Source organism: Streptomyces sp. H51 (assembly GCF_035656535.1).
Taxonomy (GTDB): Bacteria; Actinomycetota; Actinomycetes; order Streptomycetales; family Streptomycetaceae; genus Streptomyces.
In genome coordinates this window covers 114053-127032 of the sequence record NZ_JAYMHD010000050.1, presented here as the reverse complement: position 1 = coordinate 127032, position 12980 = coordinate 114053, and the positions used below count along the sequence as shown (strand labels likewise).

The following is a 12980-nucleotide window of genomic DNA, read 5'->3' as shown; positions in this document are numbered from 1 at the left end:
TCCCTCCTCGGTGCGGGGTCAGTGCTGGTGGTCGCCGCCGGTGTGCTCCTCGCCGTTTGCGGGCTTCGGCGTGCCGGAGGCAGGGGTCCGTCCGGCGGCAGGAGTCCGTCCGGCGTGGACGGTGAAGGCCGCGGTGCGGACGGTGCCGTGGTGCTTGAAGTCGAGGAACAGGCGGTACGTCCCGGCGCTGGGCGCGGTGGCGGTGAAGGAGATCTCCGGGCCCGGCTCCGTGGTGCCGTCACCGGGTTCGCCGTTCGGGTGGACGTGGAGGTAGGCGAGGTCGCCGGAGCGCAGGGCGACCAGGTGGCCGTACGCGCCCAGGTAGGGCTCCAGATCGGTGACCGGGCGGCCGTGCCGGCTGACGGCGAGGGTCAGCTCACCGGCTCCGCCGGGGCGCAGGCCGCCGTTCAGGGTGACGGTGTAGCCGTCGATCGTCGTGGTGGCGGCGGGCCGGGGCAGGGCGGCCGCCTTGTAGGCGCCGGAGACTGCGAGGTCCGCGCCCAGGGTGAGGCCGGTGGCGCCTTCGACGTCCGGGGTGAAGTCGGCGAAGACGCGGTAGGCGCCCGCGGCGGGCAGGTCGACCGGGGTGCTCCAGGTGCCGTCGGCTGCCCGTGTGGGGTGCAGGTGCCGGTAGGTGACCAGATCGCGTGAGGCCAGGATGAGGTGGAGCTCCTTGCCGTGCTCGCGCCGGTAGGAGGTCAGCGGCCGTCCGTCCTGGCCGCGGATGACGAAGCGGAGTTCGCTCTTCTCGCCCGCGGCCAGGCGAGGGGTTCCGAGGCCCAGGGTGTATCCCGCCTCGGAGATCTGCAGACCCGCCGGGGTCGTGTCCGCGTGTCCGCCGTCACCGCCGTCACCGCCGTGTTCGCCGTCACCGCCGTGGCCGTCGCCGTCGTGTCCGTCGTGTCCGTCGTCTCCGTCGTGGCCGGCGGGTGTCGGGCGGTCGTGTGCCGCGTGGGCTGTCGGGGCCCGGTCCGGGGCGGCGGGGTCGATCGCCGCGCCGACGCCGTACGCGGTGCCGAAAGTGGCCGCGAGCGCGGCAGCGAAAACAGTGATCTTCACGCCGGTGTTCATGAGGTGCCTCTCTCCTCGGCGTCGCCGCTTCTGCTGGAACTGACCCCGACTATATACCCCCTGGGGGTATATGCAAGAGGGGTTGCGGCCCTTGCGAAACATACCCCCAGGGGGTATATCTGATGACGTCAGTAATACCCCTGGGGGGTATAAGCGATCTACTTGTCCTGGAGGAACCCATGTCCTGCTGCACCACCGGTACCGCCGCGGCCGTCGAAGGCATCGCCACGGTCTACGAGGTCTCCGGGATGACCTGCGGGCACTGCAAGGCCACGCTCGCCCTGGAGATCGGCGCCGTGGACGGCGTGCTGGCGGTCGACGTCGACCTCGAGGCCGGCCAGGTCACCGTCACCACGGCGGACGAGCCCGACGACGCGCTGCTGGCCGAGGTCGTCGACGACGCCGGCTACGAGCTGACCGGCCGCGCGTCCTGAAACGCCCGCACACCGGCCGGGCCCGTCCGGGGCCCGGCCCCCGTGCTCCGCACTGTCCCGTTACCGTCCCGTTTGCCTGATCAGCCCGAGGAGTAGTGATGGCTACCACGGTCCCCGACACAGCCGAGGTGGAACTCGCCATCGGCGGCATGACCTGCGCCTCGTGCGCCGCCCGGATCGAGAAGAAGCTCAATCGGATGGACGGGGTCACCGCCACCGTCAACTACGCCACGGAGAAGGCCAAGGTCCACTACTCCGCTGACGTGTCCGTCCCGGACCTCATCGCCACGGTCGAGGCGACCGGGTACACCGCCCGCGAACCCGAGCCGGTACGTGCCGAATCCGCGTCCGGCGCGTCCGGCGCCTCCGGCGCGGGGCACGCGGAGCCCGCCGACGGACTGCGGCCGCTGCGGGAGCGGCTGGTCACGGCCGTGCTGCTGGCCGTCCCGGTCATCGCGATGGCGATGGTGCCCGCCCTGCAGTTCGAGTACTGGCAGTGGCTGTCGCTGACCCTGGCGGCACCCGTCGTCACCTACGCGGCCTGGCCCTTCCACAAGGCCGCCTTCACCAACGCGCGGCACGGCGCGGCCACCATGGACACGCTGATCTCGGTCGGCACGTCGGCCGCGTTCCTGTGGTCGCTGTGGGCGCTGTTCTTCGGCACCGCCGGCACGCCCGGCATGACCCACCCCTTCGAGCTGACCATCGCCCGCACCGACGGCGCCGGGAACATCTACCTGGAGGCCGCCGCCGGGGTGACCGCCTTCATCCTCGCCGGGCGGTACTTCGAGGCCCGCTCGAAGCGCAAGGCCGGCGCCGCGCTCAAGGCCCTGCTGGAACTGGGCGCCAAGGACGTCACCGTGCTGGGCCCGGACGGCGGTGAACGCACGATCCCCACGGCGGAACTGGTGGTGGGCGACCGCTTCCTGGTCCGCCCCGGCGAGAAGATCGCCACCGACGGCACGGTCGTCGAGGGGGCCTCCGCGGTCGACGCCTCCATGCTCACCGGCGAGTCGGTGCCCGTCGAGGTCGGTGTGGGCGACCCGGTCACCGGCGCCACCCTGAACGCGGGCGGCCGTCTGGTCGTCGAGGCGACCCGGGTCGGTGCCGACACCCAGCTGGCCCGGATGGCGAAGCTGGTCGAGGACGCGCAGAACGGCAAGGCCGCCGCCCAGCGGCTCGCCGACCGCGTCTCCGGGGTCTTCGTCCCCGTCGTGATCGCGCTGGCGCTGGCCACCCTGGGCTTCTGGATCGGCAACGGAGCCGGACCGGCCGCCGCGTTCACCGCCGCCGTCGCCGTACTGATCATCGCCTGCCCCTGCGCCCTGGGCCTGGCCACGCCGACCGCGCTGATGGTCGGCACCGGGCGCGGCGCCCAGCTCGGCATCCTCATCAAGGGCCCCGAGGTGCTGGAGTCCACCCGCAAGGTCGACACCATCGTCCTCGACAAGACCGGCACCGTCACCACCGGCCGTATGACCCTGCTCGCCGTCCACACCGCCGACGGCACCGGCGAGGCCGAGGTGCTGCGCCTCGCGGGCGCACTCGAGCACTCCTCCGAGCACCCGATCGCGCGGGCGGTGGCGGCGGGGGCGGCCGACCGCGTCGGCGCCCTGCCCGCCCCGGAGGACTTCGCCAACGTTCCCGGTCTCGGTGTGCAGGGCATCGTCGAGGGTCACGCCGTCCTCGTCGGCCGCGAGAAGCTGCTGCGGGAATGGGCCATGGAACTGCCCGTCGGGCTGGCGCGCGCCAAGGCCGCAGCCGAGGCCGCCGGCCGCACCGCGATCAGCGTCGCCTGGGACGGTGAGGCCCGGGCGGTCCTCGAAGTCGCCGACGCCGTCAAGGACAGCAGCGCCGAGGCGATCAGCCGGCTGCGTGCGCTGGGCCTGACCCCGATCCTCCTCACCGGCGACAACCGGGCCGTCGCCGAGGCGGTGGCCGCTGAGGTCGGCATTTCCCCCGAGCACGTCATCGCCGAGGTCATGCCGGAGGACAAGGTCGACGTCGTCAAGCGCCTCCAGGGCGAGGGCCGTGCGGTGGCGATGGTCGGCGACGGGATCAACGACGCCGCCGCGCTCGCCCAGGCCGACCTGGGGCTGGCGATGGGCACCGGCACCGACGCCGCCATCGAGGCCGGCGACCTCACCCTCGTACGCGGCGACCTGCGTGCCGCCGCCGACGCCATCCGCCTGGCCCGCAAGACGCTGGGCACCATCAAGTCCAACCTGTTCTGGGCCTTCGCCTACAACATCGCCGCCCTGCCGCTCGCCGCGGCGGGACTGCTGAACCCGATGATCGCCGGAGCGGCCATGGCCTTCTCCTCGGTCTTCGTCGTCGGCAACTCCCTGCGGCTGCGCGGCTTCACGGCAGCGGACTGAGAACGCCTCAGCAGAGGCAGAGACAGAGGCAGAGGGTGAGGGCGGCGGGCCTCCGGGCCCGTCGCCCTCACCCTCTCGCGTACTCTCGCGTACTCCCGCGTCCGGCCCGCGGGAGTCACCCCGCGCCGCCTCCGGGGTGCCTGCCCAGCGTGACCTGCACACGCAGACACATCCCCAGCACCTGTCGGACCAACGTCACCCGTGCCGTGCCGAATCCGCACCACGTCCCGCACGACGTCCTGGCCGCCGCTCGGGCGATGTCCTTCGCTGTCATACGACCTGTATACCCCCTCCCGGTATGCCCGGTCGCCGGAGGGCGGCCCGGTCAGCGGGGCAGGGTCTGGGTGACGCGCCACAGACGACGGGGCAGGCCGCCCTCCTCGAAGGCGTGGACCTCGCTCAGTACCCAGCCGTCGGCGAGGGCGTCGACCAGATCGCGGTCGAAGAAGTGCACGGCGAAGCCGGCGTGCTCGAAGATGCCGTCGCCGTGCGGGGTGCCGGTGCCGTAGTGGGCGTCGCCGGTGTGCCGGACGGTGTAGACGAAGGTTCCGCCCGGCCGCAGGACGCGGCGGACCTCGGCGACCAGGGCGTGCAGCTCCTCGGTGGACAGGGCCATGCACAGCAGCATGTGCGCGAAGACGGCGTCCACGGAGTCGTCCGGCAGGGGCAGCGGATCGCGGACGTCCTGCACGGCGGTCCTGACCCGCTCCTCGACGCCGCTCGCGCGGGCGGCCTCGTGCAGCTGTTCCAGGGCCACGGGGGAGAAGTCGACGGCCCGGACGGTGAAGCCCGCGCGGGCGAAGTACAGGGAGTCGCGTCCTTGACCCGCGCCCAGCTCCAGCACGTCCCCGGCCCCGGCCGTACGGAACACCGAGGCGGCGTGGACGGCCGGCTCGGAAGGTTCCTCGCCGTACATGCCGGGGTTCGTGGTGTAGGTGCTCTGCCACTGCCGCCGCTGCGCGTCCGCCAGCCGCTGCTCGCCGTCCGCCATGGCGTTCCGCTCCTCTTCACCGGCCGACACCGTGGCCCCCTTTCAGCATAGGAGGCGACCGCACGGAGCGGTTCCCGCACCGTCCGGGTGGCTTGCGCAAGGGTCCGCCGAGCATCCGCCCGGGGGACGCCGGTTCCAGGGGACGGTGCGCATGCGCCGACCGGTGCCCGCTGCGGACCACCGCGGCAGGCCGTCGTGCGGCCCGCCCGGCCCTGCGCCGGTCCCCGAGGCGTGCGGCGGTCAGGCGGCCGTGGCCGGGCGGGGGTCGCCGTGGAAGACCTGACGGGTGTGCCATTCGCGGTGGGCGGCCGCGACCGGACGGGCGCCGGGTTGTGGTCCTACGAGCGGGCGGCCGGCGAGGGCTGTGACGTGCTCGCGGGCGGCGGCGCTGTGGCCGACGAAGCGCTGTGAGACGAGGATGCGGTGATCGTCCCCCATGCCGAGGACGCCCTTGTCGAAGAGTCTGTGGTGCAGCGAGCACAGGCAGAGCCCGTTCTCGGTGTCGTCGGGTCCGCCGAACGCCCACCAGCGCACGTGGGCGGCCTCCAGCCCGACCGGCACCGTGCCGATCCTGCCGTCGTAACCGCAGAAGGCGCACCGGTACTCGTAGGCGATCAGGACGCGCTCCCGCATCCGCGGATCCCGCTGCCTGCGTGCCGTGGACGGCTGCTGGAGCTCGGCCGGCTCCAGCTCCAGGCCGACGGCCTCGCACAGTTCGCCGTGGAGGGAGGGCGGGAAGTGCAGGTCGAGCAGCAACCGCGCGACCTGGCCGAGCAGTTCGGGTTCGCGTCGCAGCGCCGCCCGCAGCTCCGGCGCCAGCCGCCCGACGGCGCCGGTCCGCCGGAGGTTTCCCACCCCGCTGCCGGGGCTGCCGGGGCCGCGGTCGGTGCGCACCTCCCACACACCGTCGCTGACCAGGTGGTGGAAGGGATAGGCGGGCGTCGTCCGGTGCGGCGGGCCGTACTCGGTCAGCAGCCGCTGCAGGTCCTGCTCCACCGCGCTGTACCGCAGGCCGTCCTCGGCGTCCCGCTGGAACCGGCCGAGGGCGTACAGGAGCAGCAGCGGCTTGTGCGGAGCGCGGGTCCCGCTCCTGCCCCACTGCCTCAGCTTCGCGATCCGCTCCAGCCAGTCCATGGCGGCTGATCGTAGACGGGCGCTCCCGCCCGGACGACATGGGCGGGACGGTGAGACTCCGCCGTGGCTCCGAGGTGGCTCCGCCGTGGCTCCGAGGTGGCTCCGCCGTGGCTCCGAGGTGATCGCCCGGCCGCGCCGGAAGGCCCGCGAGAGCCCGGCGAAAACCCGGTTCCCGGGACAAGTGCCGCACTCAGGAAGCTTGTTGTGCCTGTTCCGCGTCCGCCTTGATCCCGTTGAGCGTGGCGTGCATGCCGTCGCGCAGCTCACCGAGGCGGTGGGCCACGAGACGGTCCTCCTTCTCCGGCATCCGGTCGATGGCGGCGCTCAGCCCCGAGCGGCCGGGGCCGATGCGTACGGTCTGCCGGAGCAGGGTGCCCCCCGCCTCCGGGGTGAGTGCGAAGCGCCAGGTCGCCATCGGTTCCGCCGGGTCCGGCGTCGTCGTTCCGAAGCGGCCGTCCGCGTCGAGGACGCACCAGGCGAAGGCCCGCTCCGGGGCGAGTTCGGTGATCTGCGACACCGTGCGCCAGTCACCGATGAGGGGATGCCGGTTGTAACCGGCGAAGCGTGCTCCCAGCGCGGGAGCCGCCGCGCCGTCGAGCCATTCCGCGCGCTGCAGTTCGGGACTCCAGCGGGCGGGCGCTTCGATGTCGGTCACGATCTCCCAGACCCGGGGCGGCGCCGCGGCGACGAAGATCTCACATTGCGTGCCGGGCATGTCCGCGTATGACATGGCGTCTCCTTGATCGTCCGGTACCGGTGGTCCCGCGGTCAGCCGGCCGGATCGGCGGGCCGCGCGGTGTCCGGGGCGTCGGGCTCGACCACCCGGAAGCGTTCGGCGACGACGAGGGTCTCGTCGTCGATGACCGGGGTGTGCCCCAGGAACTCGCTCACGCCGCTGGACCGGAAGAACTCCTCGTGGGCTGCCCGCCACTGGGCCGCGTCCGAGTAGCCGCGCCCTTCCGCGCGGGCGAAGTCGTCGTCGATCTCCTTCAGGGGAACGACGCGCACGTCGACGACTTCGATCGTGACGGCCGGACGGCCCGCGGAATCGAGCACGGAGAAGCGCTGACCGGTCACCGGCAGCGCTTCTCCGGCGTGTTCGTAGATCTCCAGCAGTCCGGTGAGCGCGGTCTTCCGGCCGCTGAGGATCGCCGTCACACCACGGTCACGTTCCGGGCCGGGAAAGGCGAGTTCAAGCGTCGGGAGGTCATGGGGCACGGTCGGGTTCCTCTCGGCTCGGTGGGTCGGCACCCGCCCCGCCGCACCCTGCTTCGTCCGGACGAGGCAGGGAAAGCGGGGCAGGGTTGCCGCCTGGGCCCGCGGTGATCCTCGGCGACGCCAACAGGCAAGTCAATCCTCGGGTTTGCTTAACAAGCTCCCAGTCCGGGCTTGGGCCGGGGACGGGCTACCGTGGCCCGCGTGCCGATGACCTTCGAGGACCTGCGCGTGTTCGTGGCGGTCTGTCAGGCGGGAAGCCTGAGCGCCGTCGCCCGCGACCTGTCCTGCACCCAGTCCGCAGTGAGCCAGCACGTCAAACGGCTGGAACGAACGACCGGGGTACGGCTGCTGGAGCGCAGGTCACGCGGCGTGGTGCCCACTGCCGAGGGCATGGTGCTCCAGGAGGCGGCGCGAGAGGGGATCGTCGGACTGGACCTGGCCCTGCGCCGGCTCGGTGAACTCGCGCGCGGCGAAGCCGGATCGGTCCGCGTGGCGACGGGTGCGACGACGGTACGGCACTTCATGTCCGCGGCGGTCGTCGACTTCCGGGCGCGGCACCCCCGGGCGAGCCTGGAGTTCCGGACGGAGACCGCCACGCGCAGCTGTTTCGACGCGCTCGCGACGGGGGCGGTCGACCTGGCCTGGGTGACCATCGGCCGTCCGGCACCAGGTATCGAGCAGAGCACGGTCGTGGAACTGCCCTGGGTGCTGGCGGTCCGGGCCGACGATCCGCTGGCCCGGCGCGCTCCGGTGACGGCCGCCGATCTCGTCGGCATCAGGCACATCCGGCTGCCGGCCAACTCCTTCTCCCGCGCCCACCTGGACACCGCCCTGGCCCGCCTGGGCGTCCGTCCGACGTCCGACACCGGCGTCGCCGACTGGGACACGGCCATCCTGCTGGCCGGGCTCGGCGTCGGGCACGCCGTCGTCCCCGCTCTGCCCGGACAGCTCGACGCGGGCGGGCCGGACAGCCCGTTGCGGTTCCTGCCGCTGCCCGATCTGCCGCCGCTGCCGGTCGGCTGGGCGGTCCGCCGCTGGGACGCGCTGACCCCGCTCGCCCGCACCTTCGCCGACATGGTCCGGCAGCACTGCCGGACCACCCGCGAGGCGGTGGACGGGCCAGGCCGGGAGCCGACGGTCCGGACCGCGCCGGTGCCGCAGGACTGACCGCGCCGCCGGCCCGGTCGGCTGTCCGGGGCTCCGGCCAGGTCGGTTGTCCGGGGTTCCGGCCCGGTCGGTTGTCCGGGGGTTCCGGCCCGGTCGGCTACCCGGGGTTCCGGCCAGGTCGGTTGTCCGGGGGTTCCGGCCCGGACGGCTACCCGGCGCTCCGGCCCGGTCGGTTGTCCGGGGGCTCCAGCCTGGCCGGCTGTCCGGGCGCTCCGGCCCGGCGGCGCCGGCGGTAGGCCGCGGAGCGGTCCCTGCTGCCGCATGCCGCACTCGAACACCAACGGCGGCGGCCGGGGCGGCTGGTGTCGACGAACAGCAGCGCGCATTCGGGGCTTTCGCACTCCCGGACGCGTGCGGCGAGCGCGCCGGTGAACAGGTCGACGGCGTCGCGGGCGACCGTGCTCAGGGCGGCCGACTCCGCGCCGGGGGCCGGGGTGGTGAGTCGTGCCGCCCCGCGCCGGAGCACCGGGACCAGCGGCGCGGCTGCCGCGGCGGCGTTGATGAGGGCTTCGTCGGCCTCGGCCGCGGGGCGCCCGGCGATCAGCGCCTTCGCGCAGCGGTGGACCGCCTCGCGCACGGCGCGGGCCGTGTCGAGCCCGGCCGGTGTGACGGTGACGGTCTCGTCGAGCAGACCCGCCTCGCGGTACCAGCGGGCCAGATCCGCGGGGTCGCGCAGCCGCTCGATGTTCCGGCGCCAGCGCTCGCCGACCGTGGCCACGAACGCCAGACAGAGCCGCCCCGAGCGGAAGTTGAACTCCAGCTCCGCGGCGGGCGGGTCATCGGGCGGTGTTGCGTCCCACTTCACGTCACGACTATAACTCGTGATGTGATGGAGAATCCGAACGCTGCCGCACCCGCGGACCTGCACGGCATCGAGGAATTCCTGCGCTCCCGGGACGCCGCGGACCTGGCGCACCCCGGCGGGACGCTCCTGGAACACCTGATCCGGGTCAGGCACCGGCTGGCGGACTGGGGTGCGCCCTACGAGGTCCAGCTCGCCGGTCTCTGCCACGCGGCCTACGGGACCGACGGCTTCGCCAGATCACTCCTGAGCCTGGACGACCGCCCGGTCCTGGCCGCCGTGGTCGGCGAGCGGGCCGAGGCGCTGGTGTACCTGTACGCGAGCTGCGACCGGGCGGCCACCTATCCGCGCCTCGGCGGCCAGCGGCGGCCGGTCTTCACCGACCGGTTCACCGGCACCGGCCACGATCCCGCCACCGAGGACCTGCGCGCCTTCCTGGAGATCACCGCGGCGAACGAGCTCGACGTGTTCGAGCACAACAGGGAACTGGCGGACCGGCACGGTGCGGGGCTGCGCCTGGTGCTGGAGCCCGTCCGCCACCTGCTGTCCGCGGACGCGTGGGAAGCGGTGCGACGCGGGACGCGCAGCCGCCCGGCCGCGTGACCAGTGGGGCAGACCCCAGCGGGACCGCCCCCGACCCTGCCGTCCCCGGCCTTGCCACCGACGGCTCGACGACCTTCGTTGCCGCCGTTCGCGCCCCGCGCCGTCCGGCGGCCCTGCCGAGGCACCGGAGCGGGCGGAGCAGGAGGCACCGGAGCGGGCGGACCCGAGAGCCCCGCTCCCACCACCCGTGCGAACCCCGGCTCACCGGAAGCCTTCGGACGGGGCGGCCGCGGCAGTGGAACGGCCGCCCCGTCGCCGTCGGGACGAGACCGAGGCCCGCCCCGCCCTCGCCGCGCGCCCGGCGGCACGCTGCCGGCTGCTTGGGGCGCCCCTTCGGTGTTACTGTCGCGCCGTGTCCAAGACCGAGATCGACGCGGTGACGGCCGAGTTCTTCGGCGCCTTCGACAACCGGGGTGGCAAGGTCGCCGATGTGGCCCGGATCCGCCGGCTGGTTCTTCCGAACGGTGTGATCGTCAAGTCCGGTCCGGAGTTCACGGTCTACACCGTGGAGGAGTTCATCGAGCCTCGCCGGCGGCTGCTGACCGACGGCCGGCTCGTCGAGTTCTCCGAGTGGGAGGTCTCCGAGCGGACCGAGATCGTGGGCGACATCGCGTCGCGTCTCAGCGGGTATCGCAAGTCCGGGGTCCTGGACGGCGAGCCGTACGAGGGCGGCGGGACCAAGACCATCCAGTTCGTCCGCACCCCGGACGGCTGGCGGATCTCCGCGTTCGCCTGGTACGACCAGCCCTGACGTCACCCGCCGGTCCCCGCACGGCCGCCGGCACAGGCCACGCCCCGGTCCGAAGCCCCGGGGCGAGCGCCCCGGGGCGATCCCGGGTCAGGGCCAGACCAGGCAGTACGGCTGGTGTCCCGCCTCGTGCAGGCGGTGGCTGAAGTCCTGCCATTCGTGCAGGAGTTGGTAGACGTTGAACGCGTCCCGCGGGCCGCCGCGGTCGGGGACCGTGGACCAGATGAACGCCGCCGCGCCGACCGCCTCCTCGCCTATGCCGCGCAGGGGGTCGACGACCGTCATGGGCAGTTTCACCACCGCGTAGTCCGGGTGCAGGACGACCAGCTCGAGCGGCGGCACCTTGTGCAGCGGGACGCCCTCGATGCCGGTGAGGACCATCGCCGCCATCGTCTCCGGCTTGATCTTGGTGAACATGCCGCCCATGCCGAGTTCGTCGCCGCCGAGTTCCTCGGGGCGCATCGAGATCGGGACGCGGGCCGCGGTCGCGCCGTCGGGCGCGCCGAAGTACTTGTACGTCACCCCCACCCGACCACCATTCCTGCTTCCCGTACTGAGCTGATCGATCCGACGTTCCATACGTCGTTCGTCGCGCTCCGACTCACCCGGTACGCCGTGTCCTTTGAGTGCTTCCGCAGATTCCTCCGCTTCGCGTCGGTGCCTTCCCCGCCGGGCACGTCGAGGACCCAGGTCGTCAGTCCCCTCGCCCAGTCCGCCACCGCGATGCATATCTCCACCCGACTGCTTTTCTAGGACGCGTGGCCCCCGCCGCGCAACCCGATCATCGTGTCAGTGACCTCCCCCACGGCCGCACGCCGAAACGTGCGCTGAAATACCTCTCCGCGGGATCCTCGGAGCCCCTGACCACGCCCGTGTGCGTCATGGGGCTCGTGAGCTGTGTGTATCAGGTCCCAGTCTCGCAGACCACGGGGCTCGGGGAGGGGCCGCCGGGCCAGGAGGCCGGGCAGGGGCCGGGCGGCGGGACCGGGCCCGTGTGCCCGCCCGTGCGCCCGCTGCCGCCGGCGGCTGCTGGCCTACCCTGATGAGGTCACTGGCAACCGGATCCCGAGCAAGTCGGAGAAGGTCGGAGAAGTCGCAGGTCATGAGCGAATTGCCCTATTCATACGACGCGCCTGTCTCGCAGGCCCTGTTCGACCGAGCGGCCGCCGTCACCCCCGGCGGCGTGAACTCCCCGGTGCGCGCCTTCGGCGCCGTGGGCGGCACGCCCCGGTTCATGGTGTCCGGCAGCGGGCCGTACCTCACCGACGCGGACGGGCGCGAGTACGTCGACCTCGTGTGCTCGTGGGGGCCCATGATCCTCGGGCACTCCCACCCCGAGGTGATCGCCGCCGTGCAGGAGGCCGTCTCCCGCGGCACCTCCTTCGGCACGCCCGGTGAGGGCGAGGTCGCGCTCGCCGAGGAGATCGTCGCCCGGGTCGAGCCCGTGGAGCAGGTGCGGCTGGTCAGCAGCGGGACCGAGGCGACCATGTCCGCCATCCGGCTCGCGCGCGGCTTCACGCAGCGGTCCAAGGTGATCAAGTTCGCCGGGTGCTACCACGGGCACGTGGACGCGCTGCTCGCCTCCGCCGGGTCCGGCCTCGCCACCTTCGCGCTGCCCGACACCCCGGGCGTCACCGGCGCCCAGGCCGGCGACACCATCGTCCTGCCGTACAACGACCTGGAGGCCGTGCAGGAGGCCTTCCACCGGCACCCGGGCGAGATCGCCTGTGTGATCACCGAGGCCTCGCCGGGCAACATGGGCGTCGTGCCGCCGCGGCCCGGGTTCAACCAGGGCCTGAAGGACGCCTGCCGGGAGAACGGCGCCCTCTACATCTCCGACGAGGTCATGACCGGCTTCCGTACCAGCCGCGCCGGCTGGTACGGCGTCGACGGCGTCCGGCCCGACCTGATGACCTTCGGCAAGGTGATGGGCGGCGGCTTCCCCGCGGCGGCGTTCGGCGGCCGCGGCGACGTCATGGCGCACCTCGCGCCCGCCGGGCCCGTCTACCAGGCCGGCACCCTCTCCGGGAACCCGGTCGCCACCGCGGCCGGCCTCGCCCAGCTGCGCCTCCTCGACGACGCCGCGTACCGGAAGGTGGACGCCGTGTCGGAGCGGATCCGGGGGCTGGTCACCGAGGCGCTGAGCAAGGAGGGCGTCGCGCACCGGGTGCAGAACGCCTCCAACATGTTCTCCGTCTTCTTCACCGACCGCGAGGTCCGTGACTACGAGGACGCCAAGAAGCAGGAGTCCTTCCGCTTCACCGCGTTCTTCCACTCGATGCTGGCGCAGGGCGTCTACCTGCCGCCCTCGTCCTTCGAGTCCTGGTTCGTGTCCACGGCCCACGACGAGCGGGCCGTCCAGAAGATCGCCGACGCCCTCCCGGCGGCGGCCCGAGCCGCTGCGGAGGCGACGGCGTGAGCACCCCGAGCGACC

13 protein-coding genes are annotated in these 12980 nt (G+C 73.0%); 6 read left to right on the top strand and 7 right to left on the bottom strand.

The features are described from left to right. Positions 1-18 precede the first annotated feature (18 nt). On the bottom strand, positions 19-1071 hold the full coding sequence (locus VKA29_RS16640) for a hypothetical protein (protein WP_324786430.1): 1053 nt from the start codon (positions 1069-1071) through the stop codon (positions 19-21). 179 nt (positions 1072-1250) lie between these two features. Between VKA29_RS16640 and VKA29_RS16635 the strand changes: the two genes are divergently transcribed. Then, positions 1251-1505, top strand: a complete 255-nt coding sequence (locus VKA29_RS16635; RefSeq protein WP_324786429.1) for a heavy-metal-associated domain-containing protein — start codon at positions 1251-1253, stop codon at positions 1503-1505. A gap of 98 nt (positions 1506-1603) precedes the next feature. Next, positions 1604-3883, top strand: coding sequence for a heavy metal translocating P-type ATPase (locus VKA29_RS16630; RefSeq protein WP_324786428.1), 2280 nt, complete (start codon positions 1604-1606; stop codon positions 3881-3883). Between the two features lie 325 nt (positions 3884-4208). Here VKA29_RS16630 and VKA29_RS16625 read toward each other — a convergent pair whose 3' ends face one another. The 4 genes from VKA29_RS16625 to VKA29_RS16610 form a co-directional block, all read right to left on the bottom strand. After that, positions 4209-4904, bottom strand: a complete 696-nt coding sequence (locus VKA29_RS16625; protein WP_324786427.1) for a class I SAM-dependent methyltransferase — start codon at positions 4902-4904, stop codon at positions 4209-4211. Between the two features lie 210 nt (positions 4905-5114). Continuing rightward, complete coding sequence (locus VKA29_RS16620) at positions 5115-6008, bottom strand: phosphorothioated DNA-binding restriction endonuclease (protein ID WP_324786426.1); 894 nt, start codon at positions 6006-6008, stop codon at positions 5115-5117. Between the two features lie 190 nt (positions 6009-6198). Then, positions 6199-6738, bottom strand: a complete 540-nt coding sequence (locus VKA29_RS16615; protein ID WP_324786425.1) for an SRPBCC family protein — start codon at positions 6736-6738, stop codon at positions 6199-6201. 38 nt (positions 6739-6776) lie between these two features. Continuing rightward, on the bottom strand, positions 6777-7226 hold the full coding sequence (locus VKA29_RS16610; RefSeq protein ID WP_324786424.1) for an ASCH domain-containing protein: 450 nt from the start codon (positions 7224-7226) through the stop codon (positions 6777-6779). Positions 7227-7433: 207 nt separating this feature from the next. Here VKA29_RS16610 and VKA29_RS16605 point away from each other — a divergent pair, with 207 nt between their 5' ends. After that, positions 7434-8393, top strand: coding sequence for a LysR family transcriptional regulator (locus VKA29_RS16605; protein ID WP_324786525.1), 960 nt, complete (start codon positions 7434-7436; stop codon positions 8391-8393). A 148-nt stretch (positions 8394-8541) separates the two neighbouring features. Here the strand turns inward: VKA29_RS16605 and VKA29_RS16600 are convergent, their stop codons facing one another. After that, complete coding sequence (locus VKA29_RS16600) at positions 8542-9198, bottom strand: CGNR zinc finger domain-containing protein (RefSeq protein WP_324786423.1); 657 nt, start codon at positions 9196-9198, stop codon at positions 8542-8544. A gap of 24 nt (positions 9199-9222) precedes the next feature. Between VKA29_RS16600 and VKA29_RS16595 the strand changes: the two genes are divergently transcribed. Continuing rightward, positions 9223-9798, top strand: coding sequence for a DUF6817 domain-containing protein (locus VKA29_RS16595; protein WP_324786422.1), 576 nt, complete (start codon positions 9223-9225; stop codon positions 9796-9798). A 352-nt stretch (positions 9799-10150) separates the two neighbouring features. Further along, positions 10151-10549, top strand: a complete 399-nt coding sequence (locus VKA29_RS16590) for a DUF4440 domain-containing protein (protein ID WP_324786421.1) — start codon at positions 10151-10153, stop codon at positions 10547-10549. 87 nt (positions 10550-10636) lie between these two features. On the opposite strand, the gene VKA29_RS16585 is transcribed toward VKA29_RS16590, so the two are convergent. Next, positions 10637-11275, bottom strand: a complete 639-nt coding sequence (locus tag VKA29_RS16585; RefSeq protein WP_324786420.1) for a hypothetical protein — start codon at positions 11273-11275, stop codon at positions 10637-10639. A gap of 373 nt (positions 11276-11648) precedes the next feature. Here VKA29_RS16585 and hemL point away from each other — a divergent pair, with 373 nt between their 5' ends. Next, entirely contained in the window at positions 11649-12965 is a 1317-nt protein-coding gene (gene hemL, locus VKA29_RS16580; RefSeq protein ID WP_324786419.1) for a glutamate-1-semialdehyde 2,1-aminomutase, read from the top strand. Positions 12966-12980: the final 15 nt, after the last annotated feature.